This is a genomic window from Streptomyces sp. HUAS MG91 (assembly GCF_040529335.1).
GTDB lineage: Bacteria > Actinomycetota > Actinomycetes > Streptomycetales > Streptomycetaceae > Streptomyces > Streptomyces tabacisoli.
This window is the reverse complement of the sequence record NZ_CP159534.1, coordinates 3,383,402-3,403,531: the sequence shown is the minus strand read 5'-3', so window position 1 is coordinate 3,403,531 and position 20,130 is coordinate 3,383,402. Positions and strand designations below refer to the sequence as shown.

The 20,130-nt window shown below is 71.2% G+C and carries 14 protein-coding genes and 1 other RNA gene; 9 read left to right on the top strand and 6 right to left on the bottom strand.

The genetic code is table 11. The annotated features are described in order from the left end of the window. Nucleotides 1-8: 8 nt before the first annotated feature. From ABII15_RS15450 to ABII15_RS15430, 5 genes are all read right to left on the bottom strand, one after another. Nucleotides 9-2,210 carry a bifunctional glycosyltransferase family 2 protein/CDP-glycerol:glycerophosphate glycerophosphotransferase gene (locus ABII15_RS15450; RefSeq protein ID WP_353942902.1) on the bottom strand — a complete coding sequence of 734 codons (2,202 nt, stop codon included), beginning with the start codon at nucleotides 2,208-2,210 and terminating at the stop codon, nucleotides 9-11. 158 nt (nucleotides 2,211-2,368) lie between these two features. Further along, nucleotides 2,369-3,250, bottom strand: coding sequence for a carbohydrate ABC transporter permease (locus ABII15_RS15445; protein WP_353942901.1), 882 nt, complete (start codon nucleotides 3,248-3,250; stop codon nucleotides 2,369-2,371). Next, on the bottom strand, nucleotides 3,247-4,575 hold the full coding sequence (locus tag ABII15_RS15440) for a sugar ABC transporter permease (RefSeq protein WP_353947069.1): 1,329 nt from the start codon (nucleotides 4,573-4,575) through the stop codon (nucleotides 3,247-3,249). The genes ABII15_RS15445 and ABII15_RS15440 overlap by 4 nt, the downstream gene beginning before the upstream one ends. A gap of 130 nt (nucleotides 4,576-4,705) precedes the next feature. Continuing rightward, a complete protein-coding gene (locus ABII15_RS15435; protein ID WP_353942900.1) occupies nucleotides 4,706-6,076 on the bottom strand; it encodes an ABC transporter substrate-binding protein in 1,371 nt (456 codons plus the stop codon). 405 nt (nucleotides 6,077-6,481) lie between these two features. Further along, nucleotides 6,482-9,625: an FHA domain-containing protein gene (locus ABII15_RS15430; RefSeq protein ID WP_353942899.1), complete on the bottom strand. Its 3,144-nt coding sequence runs from the start codon at nucleotides 9,623-9,625 to the stop codon at nucleotides 6,482-6,484. 390 nt (nucleotides 9,626-10,015) lie between these two features. On the opposite strand from ABII15_RS15430, the gene ABII15_RS15425 reads away from it, so the two are divergent. The 4 genes from ABII15_RS15425 to ABII15_RS15410 all read left to right on the top strand — a co-directional run bounded on the left by ABII15_RS15425 (nucleotide 10,016) and on the right by ABII15_RS15410 (nucleotide 15,450). Continuing rightward, the gene (locus ABII15_RS15425) at nucleotides 10,016-11,671 is read left to right on the top strand and encodes a serine/threonine-protein kinase (RefSeq protein ID WP_353942898.1); all 1,656 of its coding nucleotides are present in this window, start codon (nucleotides 10,016-10,018) and stop codon (nucleotides 11,669-11,671) included. 112 nt (nucleotides 11,672-11,783) lie between these two features. After that, the gene (locus tag ABII15_RS15420) at nucleotides 11,784-13,019 is read left to right on the top strand and encodes a serine/threonine-protein kinase (protein WP_353942897.1); all 1,236 of its coding nucleotides are present in this window, start codon (nucleotides 11,784-11,786) and stop codon (nucleotides 13,017-13,019) included. Between the two features lie 184 nt (nucleotides 13,020-13,203). Next, nucleotides 13,204-14,310: a peptide chain release factor 2 gene (prfB, locus tag ABII15_RS15415; protein WP_353942896.1), complete on the top strand. Its 1,107-nt coding sequence runs from the start codon at nucleotides 13,204-13,206 to the stop codon at nucleotides 14,308-14,310. A gap of 315 nt (nucleotides 14,311-14,625) precedes the next feature. Further along, nucleotides 14,626-15,450 carry an LPXTG cell wall anchor domain-containing protein gene (locus tag ABII15_RS15410; protein ID WP_353942895.1) on the top strand — a complete coding sequence of 275 codons (825 nt, stop codon included), beginning with the start codon at nucleotides 14,626-14,628 and terminating at the stop codon, nucleotides 15,448-15,450. 101 nt (nucleotides 15,451-15,551) lie between these two features. On the opposite strand, the gene ABII15_RS15405 is transcribed toward ABII15_RS15410, so the two are convergent. Then, entirely contained in the window at nucleotides 15,552-15,743 is a 192-nt protein-coding gene (locus ABII15_RS15405; RefSeq protein ID WP_353942894.1) for a hypothetical protein, read from the bottom strand. A 322-nt stretch (nucleotides 15,744-16,065) separates the two neighbouring features. On the opposite strand from ABII15_RS15405, the gene ftsE reads away from it, so the two are divergent. The 5 genes from ftsE to ssrA all read left to right on the top strand — a co-directional run bounded on the left by ftsE (nucleotide 16,066) and on the right by ssrA (nucleotide 20,099). Further along, entirely contained in the window at nucleotides 16,066-16,755 is a 690-nt protein-coding gene (gene ftsE, locus ABII15_RS15400; RefSeq protein ID WP_207829163.1) for a cell division ATP-binding protein FtsE, read from the top strand. A gap of 39 nt (nucleotides 16,756-16,794) precedes the next feature. Then, nucleotides 16,795-17,712: a permease-like cell division protein FtsX gene (gene ftsX, locus ABII15_RS15395; RefSeq protein ID WP_353942893.1), complete on the top strand. Its 918-nt coding sequence runs from the start codon at nucleotides 16,795-16,797 to the stop codon at nucleotides 17,710-17,712. Between the two features lie 78 nt (nucleotides 17,713-17,790). After that, nucleotides 17,791-19,035, top strand: a complete 1,245-nt coding sequence (locus ABII15_RS15390) for a S41 family peptidase (RefSeq protein WP_353942892.1) — start codon at nucleotides 17,791-17,793, stop codon at nucleotides 19,033-19,035. Nucleotides 19,036-19,054: 19 nt separating this feature from the next. Next, the gene (smpB, locus tag ABII15_RS15385; RefSeq protein ID WP_353947068.1) at nucleotides 19,055-19,606 is read left to right on the top strand and encodes an SsrA-binding protein SmpB; all 552 of its coding nucleotides are present in this window, start codon (nucleotides 19,055-19,057) and stop codon (nucleotides 19,604-19,606) included. Nucleotides 19,607-19,710: 104 nt separating this feature from the next. Continuing rightward, nucleotides 19,711-20,099, top strand: a transfer-messenger RNA (tmRNA) gene (gene ssrA / locus ABII15_RS15380). The last annotated feature ends 31 nt before the right edge of the window (nucleotides 20,100-20,130 follow it).

The window sequence follows — 20,130 nt, the reverse complement described above, 5'->3', positions numbered from 1 at the left end:
AGGCGAGGTCAGACTCGGGGCGCCGGAGCCGGCTCCGCGCTCTGATGCGGGACCGCCGCCGCGCCGAGCGGCTCTTCGCCGAACACCACCCGCCGCACCACCCGCTCCCCGGCCCCCCCATCCTCGTAAGGACAGAACCGCTCCCGGAACGCCGCCCGCAACTGCGCGGAGCGCGACCCGCGCCAGTGCCCCGTGGCGAAGATGTCGATCAGCTCGTCCTCGGACCGGGCGACCGCGCCCGGCGGGAAGGAGCGCAGGTCGAAGTAGGTGCCGCGGGCGGCCTCGTACGCCTCCCAGTCGTCGGCGTGGATGACGATCGGCCGGTCCAGGGCCGCGTAGTCGAACATCAGGGACGAGTAGTCGGAGACCAGCGCGTCCGAGGCGAGGCAGAGCGTCTCCACGCTGGGATGGCCGGACACGTCGATCAGGCGGGCGGCCGGGACGCCGGTGAGCGGGGCGTCGTAGCTGTGGTGCGCGCGCGTGAGGAGCGTGAAGCGCGGGCCGAGGGTGCGCAGCATCCGCTCCAGGTCCAGCGGGAGGCGCTGCGTGATCCGGTAGTCCCGGTGCGTGGGCGCGTAGAGGATCGCGATCGAGTCGCGCGGGATGCCGAGCGTGTCGCGCAGCCGGGCGGTGTCCTGCGAAGTCGCCGTGCGGAGGCGGTCGTTGCGCGGGTAGCCGTATTCGAGGGTCGTGAACGCGGCCGGGTAGGCGCGCTCCCAGGTCAGCGTGGAGTGCCGGTTGGCGGACAGGACGTAGTCCCACTTGTCGGCGTTGGCCAGCAGCTGGGCGAAGTCGGTGCCGCGGGCCGCCGCCGGGTGGTCCTGGAGGTCGATGCCCATCTTCTTCAGCGGCGTGCCGTGCTGCGTCTGCACGAAGACCTGCCCGGGGCGCTTGACCAGCCGGCGGTCGAAGTTGACGTTGTTCACGAGGTACTTGGAGCGGGCGAGCGCCGTCCAGTACGCGGCCGTGCCCGGCGTCAGCCGCCGGGTGGCGGCCGGGATCGTGTGGTGGTGCTCCGGCGCGGCGATCCAGGCGGTGCGCACGTGCGGGGCGTGGACGCGGAAGGCCTCCTCCAGGGCGCCCGGGTTGCAGCCGTGGCCGCGGCCCCAGTACGAGGCGAACACCGCGTCGTTCTCCCGCACCGGGAGGCGGAGCTGGACCCGGTAGTGGAGCTGGAGCGCGGCCGCCCGCAGGGTACGGCGGACCGAGGCCAGGGTGCGGGACAGGCGGCGGCCGACCGCCATCGCCGCCCACAGGGCGCGGTAGGTGCGGTGCGTGCCGAGCCGGACCAGCGCGTGCCGCAGCCGGGTGCGGCGGCTCACGCGGGCGCCCGGGGTGCGGTAGCGGCCGTAGTGGCCGCGCGCCCTGCGCAGGAACTCGGCGCGGCTGCGGCGGGGGAGGCGGCCCCGCTTGGTGAACAGCGTGGAGAGGTGGTCGACCATCCTGCGGAACATCGCCGCACGCCACTGCGCGTCCAGGTCCGGGTGCTGGTCGAGGAACTCGAAGACACGCTCGTACTGGTCGAAGATGTCGAAGTGGCGGCGCGAGGTCGTGCCGAGGATGTTGCCGCCGCGCCGCTGGCGGTAGTGCACGCAGACCCGGTCCAGGGTCGCCAGCGACTCGGCCGCCATCAGGACCGGGTACGTCCAGGGCGTGTCCTCGTAGTAGCCGGGCGGGAAGGTGAAGCCCTCGCGCTCGATGAACTCCCTGCTGTACGCCTTGTTCCAGACCACCATCAGGAGCTTCAGCAGGCCCGGCCGGTCGGTGAGCGTGAAGGGCGCCGGGCCGTCCTGGGCGAGCAGGTGCGCGAACTGGTTGCGCACCTTGCGGCCGTCCCAGAAGGTGCGCGCGTAGTCGAAGAGCAGGACGTCGGGGGAGCCCGTCTCCTTGACGCGGTCCGCGATCGCCCGCAGCGCGCCCGGGGTGAGGGTGTCGTCGCTGTCGAGGAAGAGGACGTAGTCACCGGTCGCGTGCTTGAGGCCGGCGTTGCGGGCGCGGCCCAGGCCGACGTTCTCGTCCAGGTGGACGGCCCGGACGCGGGCGTCGCGCGCCGCGAACTCGTCGATGATCTCCCCGCAGGCGTCCGGCGAGCAGTCGTCCACCGCGATCACTTCGAGGTCCGTGAACTCCTGCTCCAGCACCGAGGCGAGGCACGCGTGCAGATACGCCTGCACTTTGTACGCGGGGACGATGACACTGAACCGGGGCAAGGTGACACATCCAGGGAGTCGGCGCGGGCATTCTGCCCGGGAACGGCCGACAAGCAGGGAAGTTACGCACGATGCGGCATTCGGGGGAACCGCGCGGAGACGGCCGGGGGCGGGCCGGTGAACTCCCGGCCCGCCCCCCAACCCCGTCCGCGTGGTGGCTACTTCACGGCGCCCGCCATCACGCCCGAGACGAAGTGCCGCTGGAAGGCGAAGAACACCGCCAGCGGGATGATCATCGAGATGAACGCGCCGGGGCCGAGCACGTCGACGTTGTTGCCGAACTGGCGGACCTGGGTCTGCAGCGCGACCGTGATCGGCTGGCTGCCCGCGTCCGTGAAGACCAGCGCGACCAGCATGTCGTTCCACACCCACAGGAACTGGAAGATGCCGAGCGAGGCGATCGCCGGAGCGGCCAGCGGCATCACGACCCGCACGAACAGCCGCAGTTCACCGGCGCCGTCGAGGCGCGCCGCCTCAAGGAGTTCGCGGGGTATCTCCGCGAAGAAGTTCCGCAGCAGGAACACCGCGAACGGCAGCCCGAACGCGACGTGGAAGAGGACCACGCCGAGCACCGAGCCGAAGATGCCGATGTCGCCGAAGAGCTTGGCGATCGGTACGAGGGCCAGCTGCACCGGCACCACGAGCAGCCCCACCACGATCAGGAACCACCAGTCGCGGCCGGGGAACTCCATCCACGCGAACGCGTACCCCGCCAGCGAGCCGATCACGATGACCAGCAGGGTCGCCGGCACCGTGATCAGGATCGTGTTGAGCAGGGACTTGGTGATGTCGGAGTTCTCCAGCAGCTTGCTGTAACTGTCGAAGGTGAGCTGCGACGGCTTGGAGAACACCTTCCACCAGCCGCTCGCCGCCATCTCCTCGGGCGAGCGCAGCGAGGACAGCAGCAGCCCGACGGTCGGCACCAGCCAGAGCGCGCCGACCACGAGCAGCACGAACTGCACCAGGCCGCCGCCGAGCTTCTCGCCGATCCGCCCCGCGACCGACCGCTTGGCCCGCACCGTGTCGTCGACCGTCGTCATCGCCGCGCCTCCTGCCTCAGTCGCCGCATGTTGAACCACATCACCGGGATCACGAGGAGCAGCAGGAGCACCGCGATGGCGCTGGCCAGGCCCTCGTTGTTCTCGTTGAACGCAGACAGGTACAGCTGCAGCGCCAGGACGTTGGCGTCGTCCTGGCTGGAGCCCGGCGCGATGATGTAGACGAGGTCGAAGATCTTCAGGACGTTGATCATGAGGGTGACGAGGACGACCGCGAGCACCGGCGCGAGCAGCGGCACCGTGACCCTCCGGAACACCTGCCACTCGGTGGCCCCGTCCACCCGGGCCGCTTCCAGCAACTCCCGTGGGATCCCGGCGAGTCCGGCGCCGATGAGGACCATCGCGAAGCCCGCCCACATCCACACGTACGCGACCATGATCGAGGTCGTCACGATGTTGAGGTACAGGTCGAAGCCGCCCAGATGGATGGTGAAGAACTTCTTGTCGCCGAGCCAGTCGACGCCGTTGTACGCCTCCTTGAAGTTCGCGGCGGGCAGCCGGAGTTTCGCCCCGTCGGCGGCCGCGGGCAGGGTGAAGGTGCCGTCGGCGGCGGCCGTCGTGGACGCCACCACCTTGCCGCCCTTCACGGCCTCGACCCGCATGCCGGGGTAGCCGACCTCGGTGGAGTCGACGCCCTTGGCCTTGCCCGCGCCCTTGCCGAGCGTGAAGTCCTGCCAGAGCGTGCCGGTGACCTTCCCCGGCGAGGCGGTTGCCGCCTTCGCCGGTTTCGCGTCGCCCGGCATCTCGTCGGCGGCGACCCCGACCAGCGGCAGCAGATAGGACGTGCCCGCCTGCACCGGCTGTTTGGTCAGGTACGGTCCGCCCGCCCTGCCCGCGAGTGGATCGTTCGCGCGCGGATGGGCCTTGGGGAACGCGGACGACGAGCTGAACGTGTCGTGGACCGAGGTCCACACCGCGTTCACCGCGCCCTTGCCCGGATCCTGGTCGTACACCAGCCGGAAGATGATGCCCGCGGCCAGCATCGAGATCGCCATCGGCATGAAGACGACCAGCTTGAACGCCGTGCCCCAGCGGATCCGCTCGGTCATCACGGCGAAGATCAGGCCGAGTGCGGTGGCGACCGTCGGGGCGAGTACCACCCACCAGATGTTGTTGTTGATCGCGGCCTTGGTGTCGGAACGGGTGAACAGGGTCTGGTAGTTGTCGAACCCGATGAACGAGCTGCCCGAGGCGTTGAAGAAGCTGCGCACGACCGAGTACCCGATCGGGTAGACGACGAGCGCGCCGAGCAGCACGAGCGCGGGGAACAGGAAGAGGAGCGCGACGGTCCTGCGGGTACCGGTCACGCTCTTGAAGCGGCGGGGGGACGGGGCGGGCCCGGGTGTCGCCGACGCGGCCGTGGTGGCCGGTGCGTCGGCGGCAGCACCCGGGCCGCCGTCCTTGTCGGGTCCGGCGGCCGGGGTGGTCATCGCCCGATCAGTCCTTGTACGCCTTGACCGCGTCGGCCTCCAGCGTCTTCTGGGTGCCTTCGATGTCCTTCGGGTTCGTCAGGAAGTCCTGCAGCGCCTTCCACTCGCCCTTGCCGGGCGTGCCGCCGAACGCCTGCGGGGTCTGGTCCGACATGTCGAAGCGGAAGCTGTCGCCGGAGTCGACGAGCGCCTTGGCGATCGTGCGCTGCACGTCGTTCGGGTACGCGGACAGGTCCACGTTCTTGTTCGGCGAGAGGTAACCGCCCAGCTTGGCCTGGATGGTGGCCGCGTCGGGGGAGGCCAGGAACTTCACCAGGGCCTGCGCCGCCGGCGAGTCCTTGAAGATCACCGCCGCGTCGCCGCCGCTGACCACGGGCGCCTGGTCGCCGACCGCGGGGAACGGGAACACCTTCGCGTCGGTGCCGACCTTCGCCTTGGTCTGCTGGATGTTGACCTGCACGAAGTCGCCCTCGTAGACCATCGCGCCCTTGGGCTGGTCGCCGCCGGTGAAGGTCTGCTCGACGGACTTGGTGAACTCGGTGCCCACGGCGCCCTTGTTGCCGCCCGCGAGGTAGTCGCTCTTGCCCCACAGCTGGGCCAGTGTCGTCAGGGCCTGCTTGACCGACGGGTCCGTCCACTTGATCTTGTGCGCGGCGAGCTGGTCGTACTTCTCCGGGCCCGCCTGCGAGAGGTAGATGTTCTCGAACCAGTCGGTGAGCGGCCAGCCGTCGGCGCCGCCGACCGACACCGGCGTCACCCCGGAGTCGTAGATCGCCTGGCAGGTGGTCAGGAACTCCTTCCAGGTCTTCGGCTCCTTCGCCGCCGCGTTCTGGAAGACCGCCGAGTTGTACCAGATCAGCGACTTGTTGGCGGCCTTGTAGTAGGCGCCGTAGTTCTTGCCGTCGACCTTGCCGAGGTCCTGCCAGCCCTGGCTGTAGTTCTTGGCCAGCTCGGCCTGCACGTCCTTGTCGAGCGGCTTCGCCCACTTCTTGGCGACGGCCTGCTTGATGGCGCCGGGCTGCGGCAGCATCGCCACGTCGGGCGGGGAGCCGCCCGCGACCTTCGACCCGATGAAGTTGATGATCGGGTCCTGCGCAGGGACGAACGTGACCTTCGCGCCCGTCCGTTTCTCGAACTCCGCGAGCACCTGCTTGAAGTTCTTCTGCTCGTCACCGGTCCACACGGCGGCGATCTCCAGCGTCTTGCCGTCCAGCTTCGGCAGTCGGAGGGAGGAGGCGGGGGATCTCGACGAGTCCTTCCCGCTCGGCTTGTCGCTGTTGTCGTCGCCCCCGCAGGAGGTGAGCGCGAGGGCCAATGAGCCCACGGCCAGGGCCACGGCTGCTCGGCGAAAGGTGGGTGTCCGAAGTGTGCTGCGCATCACTGCCCCGTTCTCGTCCTGAAGGCTGAACGTCCGTACTGAGCGCTGTACTTCTGGCGTGTCGTGCGGTCTGGTCTACGCCCGACCAGGGAGAAGCGGCAAGGGTGCCGGGCGCTCCGCGGGGGTGATCGTGACGGGGTCGTGATGCCGGGGGCCGGTTCCCGGCGCCCCTGGGTCGTCGTTCGTCCGCGGGCCGGTGGCCGCTTCTCGCGCAGTTCCCCGCGCCCCTGAAGCCTTGCGCTGCGCGCGGCTTTCCCTGTGGTCGGGTGCGGGTCTCGTCGTGGTTGGTCGCGCAGTTCCCCGCGCCCCTGAGAGGCCTGCGGCCTTCAGGGGAGGCTGCGCGTCAGCGCATGCCTCAGGGGCGCGGGGAACTGCGCGACCAGCCCCCACCGGGCCGCGGACGAACTACAGCAGCGACGGGACTTCCTGGGCGGAGACGGAACGGGCGGCGCGCTCCAGGGCGCTGGCCAGGAGGGCCAGGTCCGTCGGCCCGTTCCCCAACTCGCGGACCGGCCGCCGGTCCGGCGGGTCACCCATGCGGGCCCAGTCCAGGACGACCACGGTGGGCCGGAGAGTAGCCGTGCGCGGAATGCGCCCGGTGACCCGCCCGGACTGCAACCCGATGTCCCGCCCGTCGGCGGCGAACAACCGTCCGCGCCCCGGCGCCGGATCATCTGGCCCAGCACCCCGCACGGCATCGAGCACCACCCGCGGCCGGGCCACCCACCCCGCGGCCCCGCCGGAGGCGAACGCCGCGACGAGATGCACCCCGAGCCGCTCCCCGTCCCGCGCCACGGCCTCGAGCGCCCGCACCACGGACCCCGCGGCGGGCCGCCCCGGCGACCCCAGCGGCGGCGACAGCAGCGCGTCCAGATCGTCGACGACCACCACGAGCCGCGGCAGCGGCGGCGCCGCCTCGGCCTTCTCCCGCGCCGCGCCGGGCCGCAGCCGCATCGTGGGCATCGTGGAACTCGGCGCGGTGTCGAGATCCCCGGCATCGGTCCCGGCGCCGGAGGCGGGCGCGCTGCGCTGGGACACGAGGTGCCCGGCGACGGTGCGCTGGGTGTGCCACTCGGTGAAGTGCGTACGCCCTATCAACTCGGCCCGGCGCTTCAGCTCGGTGCTCAGCGACTGGGCGAACTCCCGCATCCGCACCGGGTCGTTGGCCGCAAGATGGGTCGTGACGTGCGGCAGGTCGGTGCACACCCGCAACCCGTCCGAGGCCCCGCCCGATCCGCCGGTGCCGACCTCCCCGTCGATGAGGACGAGGCTGAGCCGGTCCGGCCGCTCGGCGGCGGCGAGCGACGCGGCGACCGAGCGCAGCAGCTCCGTACGGCCACTGCCCGCGGGCCCCTCGACCAGCAGATGCGGACCGTCCGCGGCGAGATCGACCCCGACCGGGCCGCGCGGCCCGGCGCCGAGCACCGCCACGACGCGGCCGCCCAGGGCGTCGGGATCGTCCGTGGCCGCCGCCCAGCGCGCCATCAGCGACGCCGGGGTGGCCCGGGCGAGCCCGAGCTCGTCCAGGAGACGGGAGGCCTGCGGCAAGGGCGCCGACACGCGCGCGTGCGGCGCTCCCGGGGCGCCCGCGCCCTGCGAGCGCAACGGTGCGAGCGCCCGCGCGAACCGCTCCGCCCACGCGAGCGACACCGCGTCCACCGTGGCGACGGTGCCGTGCCCGACGGGCTGCCCCTGCGCGGCCCGGTGCAGCCGCAGCGAGGTCGCCACGTCCCCGCTGAGCAGCGCCACGGCGCCGCACGCGCGGAAGGCCGGGCTCTGCTCACAGGCCGCCTCGAAGGTCCGGTCGACCGGGGACGCCGGGGTGGTGGCCGGCGTCTCGGCCAGGCACACCACGTGGATCCCGGCCGCGGCCCCCTCGGCGGCGAGCCGCACGGTGGCCTCCCGCAGCGTCGCCGATCCCGGGTCGCCGTCGACGACGACCACGGCGGCGGCGTCCGGGCGCAGGCCCGCGGCATGGTCGTCCAGGCGGCGCAGCAGCTCTCCGGTGCGGGCGGCCGCCTGCTCCCGGTCGTACGCGAGCAGCAGCCGGCAGTCCTGCCCGTGGGCCGGGCGCACGTGCGGCAGCCAGCCGAGCCAGGACCACTCCGCGATCCGCTCCGCCTCGGGCCGCGCCCGGTCGGTGCTGATCAGTACGATCTCCAGCCGGTCCGGGGCGTGCAGCGCGGCGAGCTGGGCCACGACCGCGCGGGCCAGACCGGCGAGCCGCGCGCGCGGTCCGGCGAGGCCGAGCGCGCCCGCCTCGGCGAGTCCCACGGTGACCGGGACGGCGGGCAGCAGTCCGGCGCCGCCGGGCCCCGGCCGGTCGACGGTGCCGAGCCGCACGGCCAGCGCCTCCGGGTGCCCTTGGCCGCGCTCCCACAGTCGCGGCCCGGGGCCGAGCGCGGTGAGCAGCAGCGTGGCGGCGTCGGGCCAGGTCTCGGCGGGGGCGGGCGCCGCGGGCGCGGCTCCGGAACCCGTACGGGGAGCGGGCACGCCGGGCTGCTGCGGGGCGCGCATCGGGTACGGCTCGTGGATGGCGTGCTCGGCGTCCTCGAACTCCGTGACGCCCTCGGTGTCCCTCGGGTACCGCTCGTCGCGTCCGGGGCCGCGCCGCAGCAGCCGCCCCAGGCCGCCCCGCTTGCGCCCGCCGCGCGGCAGCTCCGTACCGCGCGGTGGCGTGCCGGTGCGGGTGCGCTCCATGTCGGGCGCCGCGGCCTGCCCCGGCACGACGGGCTGCGCGCCCCCGGGCGCGCTGTCACCGGCGGCGCCCCAGGACGCGTCCCCGTACGCGTGCCGCGTCTCGTCGGAAGGCACGCCCGGGGACACCTGGGACGGCGGGGACAGCGGGGAGGGAGGCGAGCCGGGGGACGGGACGCCGGTGGCGGCGGGCCGCCGGGGGGCCGCCGCGCCGAGCGCCACCCGCACCTGACCCTCGCCGTCGGGCGCGGTCGCCAGCGGCGCCGTGCGGGCCGTGTCGCCCGCCGGTGTGACCCGCAGCGCCGATTCGCCCAGGCGCAGCAGCGTGCCGGGGGAGAGGCGCACGGGGCGCTCGTCCAGGGGGCGGCCCTCCAGCGTCGTCCCGTTCGTCGATCCCAGGTCCGCCACCGTGACCTGGCCGTCGGGGGTGAGCGTCACCGCGCAGTGCAGCCGCGACACGTCCGGGTCGTCCAGGCTGACGTCGGCGTCCGCGGAGCGGCCGATGCGGATCTGGCCGCCGTGCAGCAGGTGGACGCCGCCCGCGTCCGGCCCCGCCACCACGTGGAGCTGGGCCGCCGCCGAGTCGGGGTCGGGGCCGGGGTCGGTGGGGCCGCCGAGCGAGAGCACCGCGCCGTCGGTCAGCGGCGGCTCGCCCAGCAGGCAGCGCTGGGGATCGAGCCGCTCGTGGCCCGCGTACAGCACGGAGGAGGGGGCGTCGCCGCCCGCGGCGGCCGCGACGAGCCCGGAGAGGACCGCGGCGAGCGCGGTGCCCGCGGGCGCGGTGACCAGAAGGTCGCGGGCCGGGGATGCTGCGGCCTCGACGGAGGCCATGACGGTAAGCCGGATCTGCATCGCCGTCAGCGGTCCCTTCTGCGCGGGCACCCGGGCCAGGGACGCCCGCGGTCCCCACCGCAGATTCCCCCGCCGCCACGGGCACGTCAGCCAGTGCTGAGAGGCATCCTCGCACCTGCCACTGACACTTCGCCCGCCCCCCACCCGTAAGTGATCTTGATTGGTCGGCTCTGCCCGCAAAAGTGCCTGCTCTGTCGCCGCCGGACGTCCGGTTGAGATCGCTCACGTCGCCACCCGGCAACCGTGCGACACGGATTTGCGTCTTTCCGACGAAGTCTGTCCGTCGAACACGGGTATGAGTGGTCAAGGAAGATCGACAGCCTGCACCTCGTGCGGCGCCACTACAGTGGGTCGGAACACAGAACGCAAGCCAAGCAGGGAGCGCATGACGTGCGGCCGGTAGGCAGCAAGTACCTGCTCGAGGAGCCGCTCGGACGCGGCGCCACGGGCACCGTCTGGCGAGCCCGCCAGCGCGAGACCGCGGGCGCCGAGGCGGCCGTCGCCGGGCAGCCCGGCGAGACCGTTGCGATCAAGGTCCTCAAGGAGGAGCTGGCCAACGACGCGGACGTGGTGATGCGTTTCCTCAGGGAGCGCTCCGTCCTGCTCAGGCTCACGCACCCGAACATCGTGCGCACGCGCGACCTGGTCGTCGAGGGTGAACTGCTCGCCCTGGTCATGGACCTGATCGACGGCCCGGACCTGCACCGCTATCTGCGCGAGAACGGCCCGTTCTCGCCGGTCGCGGCCGCGCTGCTGACCGCCCAGGTCGCCGACGCGCTCGCCGCGAGCCACGCCGACGGCGTGGTCCACCGCGACCTGAAGCCGGCGAACGTACTGCTCAAGCAGGACGCCGGTGGCATGCACCCGATGCTCACCGACTTCGGCATCGCGCGCCTGGCCGACTCCCCGGGCCTGACCCGCACCCACGAGTTCGTGGGCACGCCCGCGTACGTCGCGCCCGAGTCCGCCGAGGGCCGCCCGCAGACCAGCGCGGTCGACATCTACGGCGCGGGCATCCTGCTGTACGAGCTGGTGACCGGGCGCCCGCCGTTCTCCGGCGGCTCCGCCCTCGAAGTGCTCCACCAGCACCTCAGCGCCGAGCCGCGCCGCCCCTCCACCGTGCCCGACCCGCTGTGGACGGTCATCGAGCGCTGCCTGCGCAAGAATCCGGACGAACGGCCGAGCGCGGAGAACCTCGCGCGCGGTCTGCGCACCGTCGCCGAGGGCATCGGCGTGCACGCCAACAGCGCGCAGATCGCCGCCGCCGACGGCGTGGGCGCCCTGCTGATGCCCGACCCGGACCCGGCGCAGGTCCCGGACGTCCCCGGCGCCGCCGATCCGACGCAGGTACTGCCGAACAACGCGTCGGGTTTCGATCAGTTCGGCCAGGTCGATCCGAACGCCGCGACCAGCGTCATGCAGCAGCAGGGCAACCAGCAGGGCAACCCGGCGGGCCCGTACGGCGCCGCCGACCCGACGGCCGTCATGCCGCCGGTCCCGCAGAACCCGCCGGGCGCCGGCGACCCCGACGACCCGCACCCGTGGCAGAACCAGATGCGCGCGGCCCGCGACCGCAACGAGCAGACGCAGGTCCAGTACCTCGACCCGAACGAGGACCCGCTGCGCCGGCGTCCGCAGCGCCAGGTCCAGCAGCCCCAGCAGCAGCCGCGCCAGCAGAACTACGCGCCCCGGCAGCAGCGCCAGGCGCCGCGCTCGACCCCGCAGCCGCAGCAGCCCCAGCAGCCCAGGCAGCAGCCGCAGCAGCCCCAGCACTACGCGCCGCCGCAGCCGCCGCCCCAGCAGTCCCGGCCCGCGCGCGAGTCGCGCCAGCGCAGCGCCAACCCGATGAAGATCCCCGGTCTCGGCTGCCTCAAGGGCTGCCTGTTCATGATCGTGATCCTCTTCGTGGTCAGCTGGCTGGTCTGGGAATTCACTCCGCTCCAGGACTGGATCGGCACCGGCAGGGGCTACTGGGACCAGCTCTCCACCTGGTTCGACGACATCACCGGCTGGATCGGCGACCTGGGGAGCAAAACCGGCAACTGAACTGCGATGTTGGAGATTTGTCGACATCCGGCGGGTGATTTCCCGCTCTGATGCGATGGTTGGCGTCCGGGCCGCGTAGCTTGGGCGCCAACACGCGTCTGTAGGAGCAGTCTTGGCACGGAAAATCGGCAGCCGGTACACCGCCCACCAGATCCTGGGTCGCGGCAGTGCGGGCACCGTGTGGCTGGGCGAGGGACCCGACGGTCCTGTCGCCATCAAACTGCTGCGCGAGGATCTCGCGTCCGACCAGGAGCTGGTCGGACGCTTCGTCCAGGAGCGCACCGCCCTGCTGAGCCTCGACCACGCGCGCGTGGTCGGCGTTCACGACCTGGTCGTCGACGGCAACGACCTCGCCCTGGTCATGGACCTCGTCCGCGGCACCGACCTGCGCACCCGCCTGGAGCGGGAGCGGCGCCTCGCCCCCGAGGCCGCCGTCGCCATCGCCGCCGACGTCGCCGACGCGCTGGCCGCCGCGCACGCCGCCGGCATCGTGCACCGCGACGTGAAGCCCGAGAACATCCTGCTCGACATGCAGGGCCCGCTCGGCCCCGGCGGCGCGCACCCCGCGCTGCTCACCGACTTCGGCGTCGCCAAGCTGATCGACACCCCGCGCCGCACCAAGGCGACGAAGATCATCGGGACTCCGGACTATCTCGCCCCCGAGATCGTCGAGGGCCTGCCGCCGCGCGCCGCGGTCGACATATACGCCCTGGCCACGGTCCTGTACGAGCTTCTGGCGGGCTTCACGCCCTTCGGCGGCGGGCATCCCGGGGCGATCCTGCGCCGGCACGTCACGGAGACGGTGGTGCCGCTGCCCGGCGTCCCCGACGAGCTGTGGCAGCTGCTCATCCAGTGCCTCGCCAAGGCGCCGGCCTCCCGGCTGCGGGCCTCGGAGATGGCCGCCAGGCTGCGTGAGCTCCAGCCGTTCCTGGTCGGAATGGCGCCGCTCGACGTCGACGAGCCCGACGCCGAGCAGGACGCCGAGGAGCCGCAGGCGCCGGAGGAGGAGCCGGTGGCGGTGGAGCGGCCCCGGCGCGGGGCCGTGCCGCTCGTTCCCGGTAAGGCCTCGGCCGACTCCAACCGCGACACCCATACGTCGATGAGGGTTCCGGCGCCGGACGAGCTGGCCGGCGGGGCCCGCGGCACGGCCCGCGCGCCCCGCGCCTCGGGTGCGCCCCGCCCCGGCTCGGCCCGCAACCGTCCCTCCGCGCGACGGCGCCGGGTCACTCTGGGGGTGGCCGGGGTCGTGCTGGCCGCCGTGGTCGGGGGCGGCATCTGGGCCCTCTCCTCCGGAGCCGACGACTCCCCGCCCCCGGACAACCACAACTCGGCCCCGTCAACCCCGTAGCCCCCGAGCCCTGAAGGCCGCAGGCCTTTCAGGGGCGCGGGGAACTGCGCGAGAAGCGGCCACCGGCCCGCAGCCGAACGACAACCCTGGGGCGCGGGCAGGCGGCGGCCGGGGGAGAAGGCCCCCGAACCCAGGCGCCCGGTACCCGGCGGAAGCCGCTTGCGGCAGACGTTACGCTGGTGATGTGGCAGTCGTCGATGTATCCGAAGAGCTGAAGTCCCTCTCCTCGACCATGGAGTCGATCGAGGCCGTCCTGGACCTCGACAAGCTGAGGGCAGATATCGCCGTGCTCGAGGAGCAGGCGGCCGCGCCGTCCCTGTGGGACGACCCGGAAGAGGCGCAGAAGATCACCAGCAAGCTGAGCCACCTCCAGGCGGAGGTGCGCAAGGCCGAGGGCCTGCGCGGTCGCATCGACGACCTCTCGGTGCTCTTCGAGATGGCCGAGGAGGAGGACGACCCGGACACCCGCGCCGAGGCGGAGTCCGAGCTGGCCTCCGTGAAGAAGGCGCTGGACGAGATGGAGGTCCGTACCCTCCTGTCCGGCGAGTACGACTCCCGCGAGGCGATCGTCAACATCCGCGCCGAGGCCGGCGGCGTCGACGCGGCCGACTTCGCCGAGCAGTTGCAGCGCATGTACCTGCGCTGGGCGGAGCGCCACGGCTACAAGACGGAGATCTACGAGACCTCGTACGCGGAAGAGGCCGGCATCAAGTCGACCAGCTTCTCGGTCCAAGTCCCGTACGCCTACGGCACGCTCTCCGTCGAGCAGGGCACGCACCGCCTGGTCCGCATCTCCCCGTTCGACAACCAGGGCCGCCGCCAGACGTCCTTCGCCGGCGTCGAGGTGCTGCCGGTGGTCGAGCAGACCGACCATGTCGAGATCGACGAGTCGGACCTGCGCATCGACGTCTACCGTTCCTCCGGCCCGGGCGGCCAGGGCGTCAACACGACGGACTCCGCGGTCCGCCTGACGCACATCCCCACCGGCATCGTGGTCTCCTGCCAGAACGAGCGCTCGCAGATCCAGAACAAGGCCACGGCCATGAACGTTCTGCAGGCGAAGCTCCTTGAGCGTCAGCGCCAGGAGGAGCGGGCCAAGATGGACGCCCTGAAGGGCGACGGCGGCAGTTCCTGGGGCAACCAGATGCGGTCCTACGTCCTGCACCCGTACCAGATGGTCAAGGACCTCCGTACGGAGTTCGAGGTCGGTAACCCGCAGTCCGTGCTCGACGGCGAGATCGACGGCTTCATCGAGGCCGGCATTCGCTGGCGCAAGCAGCAGGAGAAGTAAGCCCAACGGCTTTATCGACAAGGCAACTGCCGCTCGGAGAGCGGCAGTTGCCTTTCTTTGTGCGGGAAATGTGAAGGGCTTTCCGCCTTTTACATCACAGTCACATGTCCGTACGCCGGTCAATTCACCCGGAGCTGGACATTGAACGCGCAACGGCCTTGACGTTGATCTGAAAACTGGGAAGGCTGACGCGCGGCATGCGTATCAGTGGGACGCGTGTGTACGGGGGATGGGTCGGACGAGACCTCTGCTGCCTCCGGAACGCCGTCCCTGGCGCTGCTCCATCGACGATTGGCTACTGGGGGTAGCAGACAGATGACCAAGAAGACGCGGATCCGTGTCGCACGGATAGCCGCAGGTACGGTGATCGCCGCCGGCGCGTCGCTGACCGCCGCGGGTGCCGCTTCCGCCGCCGACGTGAACATCGGCATTCTCGGTATCGGTGCCAACGTGCACGCCGGATCCGACGGCGTCGGTGCCAATGTCGGTCCCGAAGAGGACCCCTGCCCCGTTGGTATCTGCAACACCACGGGCACCACGACCGGTGACCCGGGTACGACGGGCACCACGACCGGTGACCCGGGTACGACGGGCACCACGACCGGTGACCCCGGCACCACGGGCACCACGACGGGTGACCCGGGTACGACCGGCACCACGACCGGTGACCCGGGTACGACGGGCACCACGACGGGTGACCCGGGTACGACCGGCACCACGACCGGTGACCCGGGCACCACGGGCACCACGACCGGTGGCCCGAGCAGCGGCGGCAACGGCAACTCGGGTGGCAACGGCAACTCGGGCGGCAACGGCAACTCGGGTGGCAATGGCTCCTCGGGCGGCAACGGCAACTCCGGCGGTTCCTCCTCCACGGGCGGCTCCTCGTCCACCGGTGGCGACAACACCAACCCCGACGGCAACAACAACCCCGTCGAGCAGGGTCAGGGCAAGGACAGCCTCCAGGACACCGGCTCCGACACCACGGAGCAGGCCGGGGCCGCCAAGAGCGGCGAGCTGGCCGAGACCGGTTCCTCCGGCACCACGTTCCTGCTGATCGGCGCCGCGACCATGATCGCGGGCGGTGTGGGCTTCCGTCTGCTGCCGCGCATGGCGAACGGTCGCAACACCGCTGTGTGACGTGACCTGAAGTGACCCGGGGGAGACCCGGACCACGAAAAGGCCCGGAGCCGATCGGCTCCGGGCCTTCTCACGTTCTGTCGCGGCTGCCGCCGCCGCGGCTAAGCCGTCTGGTGCGCGAGCAGCGCCACGGCCGCCACGAGCACCACCACCAGCGCGATCAACGTCATCGGATTGAGCCCGGACAGCGGATTCTGCTGCTGGAGCCGCTCACGGTTCGCCCGGCAGACCGGGCAGCGGCCCTCGCTCACGGGCGCCGCGCAGTTCGCGCACACCAACCTGTCGTAGGTCATGCGCCTCTCCTCCTCCCGCGCGGCGGAGCCGGCCACCGAGTACCCACTGGTTCTCTCCGCTCAACGCTCCGGGAAACGCAACCGTTCCCCCCTCCACTGTGCCAGCTTCGCGGAATTTCGGCGCGCTCCCCTCACAGGACCGTCGCTGACCAGGCACGGGACGGACAAAACCGGCAACGCAACGGGTCCCGCACCGGGACAAAACGCTCAACCAGGGGCGGCGCCTGATATCCGCGAGCCGGTTCGCGTATGGTCACGCTCACCTACGGGGTGTCCGCAGACGCCCCCGCCCCCTACGCCCCCGACGCCCCGAGGCGCACCCGTGATCCGATTCGACAACGTCTCCAAGGTCTACCCGAAGCAGACCCGACCCGCTCTCCGGGATGTCTCCCTGGAGGTCGAGCGCGGCGAGTTCGTCTTCCTGGTCGGCTCGTCCGGCTCCGGAAAGTCGACGTTCCTGCGCCTCATCCTGCGTGAGGAGCGCTGCAGCCACGGCCAGGTGCACGTGCTGGGCAAGGACCTGGGCCGGGTGTCCAACTGGAAGGTCCCGCAGATCCGTCGCCAGCTCGGCACGGTCTTCCAGGACTTCCGCCTCCTGCCCAACAAGACGGTCGGTGAGAACGTCGCCTTCGCGCAGGAGGTCATCGGCAAGTCCCGCGGCGAGATCCGCAAGTCCGTGCCCCAGGTGCTCGACCTCGTCGGCCTCGGCGGCAAGGAGGACCGGATGCCCGGCGAGCTGTCCGGCGGTGAGCAGCAGCGCGTGGCCATCGCCCGCGCCTTCGTCAACCGCCCCAAACTGCTGATCGCGGACGAGCCCACGGGCAACCTCGACCCGCAGACGTCGGTCGGCATCATGAAGCTGCTCGACCGCATCAACCGGACGGGCACCACCGTGGTGATGGCCACCCACGACCAGAACATCGTGGACCAGATGCGCAAGCGCGTCATCGAGCTGGAGAAGGGCCGCCTCGTCCGCGACCAGGCACGCGGCGTCTACGGCTACCAGCACTGAGAAGTACCGAGTGAAGCTGCGAAAGGCTCAGTAAGCGCTATGCGTGCCCAATTCGTTCTGTCGGAGATCGGCGTCGGTCTGCGGCGCAATCTCACGATGACCTTCGCCGTCGTCATCTCGGTGGCCCTCTCGCTCGCCCTGTTCGGCGCCTCGCTGCTCATGAGCGATCAGGTCAACCAGATGAAGGGCTACTGGTACGACAAGGTCAACGTCTCGATCTTCCTGTGCAACAAGGGCGACTCCCAGTCCGACCCGAACTGCGCCAAGGGCCCGGTCACGGCCGAGCAGAAGAAGCAGATCCTCGACGACCTGAACAAGATGCCGGTCGTCGACAAGGTGGCGTACGAGTCCCAGGACCAGGCCTACAAGCACTACAAGGAGCAGTTCGGCGACTCCCCGCTGGCCAGTTCGCTCACCCCGGACCAGCTCCAGGAGTCGTACCGGATCAAGCTCAAGGACCCGGAGAAGTACGAGGTCATCGCGACCGCGTTCAACGGCCGGCCCGGTGTGCAGTCCGTGCAGGACCAGAAGGGCGTGCTCGACAACCTCTTCAAGCTGCTCGGCTACCTGAACGTCGCGGCGGGCGCGGTGATGGCGGTGATGCTCGTCGTGGCGCTGCTGCTGATCGTCAACACCGTGCGCGTGTCCGCGTTCAGCCGCCGCCGCGAGACCGGCATCATGCGGCTCGTCGGCGCGTCCGGTTTCTACATCCAGGCGCCGTTCATCATGGAGGCCGCGGTCGCCGGACTCATCGGCGGCGGCATCGCCTGCCTGTTCCTGGCGGGCGGCCAGTACTTCGTGATCGACAACGGCGTGGCGCTCTCCGACAAGCTCCAGCTCATCAACTTCATCGGCTGGGACGCCGTGTTGACGAAGCTTCCGCTCATCCTCGCCGTGAGTGTGCTGATGCCCGCCCTGGCCGCATTCGTGGCGTTGCGCAAGTACCTGAAGGTGTGACGAGAGTCCCCCGTACCGCGGGGCGCCGCACGGTTCAACGAGCCGTACGGCGCCCCGCGTTGTCCTAGACTCACCGACATGTCAGGCCCGGATCGGTTCTCGGTGAAGTCCGCGTCGTCGGCAGCGTCGGCAGTCTCGTCGGCGTCGTCGGTGTACCGGCGCATCGGCCGCGGGGCGGCCCTCACCGTGGTCTTCAGCTGCGTCCTCGCCACCGGCGCCGCCACCGGCGCACTGCCCGGAGAGGGCGGCAAGACGCCCGCGCCCCGCGACAGCTCCGTCGCCCCCCGCTCAGGGAAGGCGTCCGGCACGGCCCACGGCAAGGCCTCCGACGAGGCGGCCGAGGCCGCCTACGAGGCGATGTCCGACGGCAAGTCCCCCGAGCAGTCCGCGCAGGCCGCCGAGGAGGCCGTCAGCCGCAGCGGCGACCGCTGGGGCGCCGTCTACTCCCAGGGCGAGTACCACGAGTTCGAGCAGGCCCTCGACGGCGAGTACACCGGCGTCGGCCTGTGGGCCCGGCGCACCGCCGACGGCCAGGTGCAGGTCACCAAGGTGCGCTCCGGGTCGCCCGCGGCGCTCGCCGGCATCCGCGACGGCGACCGCATCGCGGCCGTCAACGGCCGCGCGGTCACCGGGCGGCCCGTCACCGAGGTGCTGACCCTGCTGCGCGGCGAGCGCGCCGGGACCTCCGTCCACGTGGGCCTCCAGCGCGGCACGCGCGCGTGGAGCGAGACCCTGCGCCGGGCCAACCTGCCCACCGACTCCGTCTCCGTCAGCCGCCTCGGCAGCGGGGCGACGCTCGTCAAGGTCACCGCGTTCACCAAGGGCGCCGGCGAGAAGGTCCGCACGGCGGTGCGCTCGGCGCCCGCGCGCGGAGGCGTCGTCCTCGACCTGCGGGGCAACTCCGGCGGCCTCATCGACGAGGCCGTCACCGCGGCCTCCGCCTTCCTCGACGGCGGACTCGTCGCCACCTACGACGTCCGGGGCAGCCAGCGCGCCCTGCACGCCAGGAGCGGCGGCGACACCACCAGACCGCTGGTCGTGCTCGTCGACAGCGGCACGATGAGCGCGGCCGAACTGCTCACCGGCGCCCTCCAGGACCGCGGCCGCGCCGTGGTCGTGGGCACCCGCACCTTCGGCAAGGGCTCGGTCCAGATGCCGAGCCGGCTGCCCGACGGCTCCGTCGCGGAGCTGACCGTAGGCCACTACCGCACCCCCTCGGGCCGCGGCGTGGACGGCCGGGGCATCACCCCCGACCTGGACGCCGACAAGGACGCCCTACGACGGGCGGAGACAGTATTGACTGGCCTCGGGGCCCCCTCGTAGTGCGAAAATGGCCAGCACTATGGCCAAGGGAATGTACGTACCGAAGGAGTCCCAGCCCAAGCAGGGCAAGGGGAAGGCGTCCGACCAGAAGGACGGCAAGCGCAAGATCGTCGCGCAGAACAAGAAGGCGCGGCACGACTACCTGATCATGGACACCTACGAGGCCGGCATCGTGCTGTCCGGCACCGAGGTCAAGTCGCTCCGCCAGGGACGCACCTCCCTCGCGGACGCCTTCGTCCAGATCGACGGGGGCGAGGCGTGGCTGCACAACGCCCACATCCCCGAGTACAGCCAGGGCACCTGGACCAACCACGCCGTGCGCCGCAAGCGCAAGCTGCTCCTGCACCGCGACGAGATCGACAAGCTGGAGTCGAAGTCCCAGGACGCGGGTCACACGATCGTGACCCTCGCGATCTACTTCAAGGACGGCCGCGCCAAGGCCGAGATCGCGCTGGCCAAGGGCAAGAAGGAGTACGACAAGCGGCAGACCCTGCGTGAGCAGCAGGACCGGCGGGACTCGGACCGGGCGATCGCGGCGGCCAAGCGGCGGCAGCGGGCGCGGGAGCGCTGACCCGGCAGGAATAGGCTGGCACCGTCGTGCGTTGTTCACGTACGATGGCACTGCTCCTCACGCGGGAGCACCGGATCGAGAGATCCACTTTGAAAAAACAACATGGGGATGATCGGTTTCGACAGCGGATGTCGAAGCAGGTGAAGCGTGTCGAGGAAGCGGCAATGATCTCGTAAACCATATGTCGCAACCAATAATCGCCAACTCTAAGAGCGATTCCCAGTCCTTCGCCCTCGCTGCCTAATAAGCAGTGAGTGAGGGACCCTAAAAGGGTGTCAGCCCGGGAGTGTTCCCGGCCCGGATCCTGGCATAATCTAGGGGACTAAACCATCGAGCCCGGTCACGGGGTTCGATGGGAAATCAAACAGTGACTGGGCCCGTCGGCGACTTGTTCGCGTGATCACCGGGGCCGAGAAAATCGAAGCGAACTGCACACGGAGAAGCCCTGCTGCTGCACCGTTGGACGCGGGTTCGATTCCCGCCATCTCCACTCATCCCATGCGATTCGGGCCCGGCTGTGAACA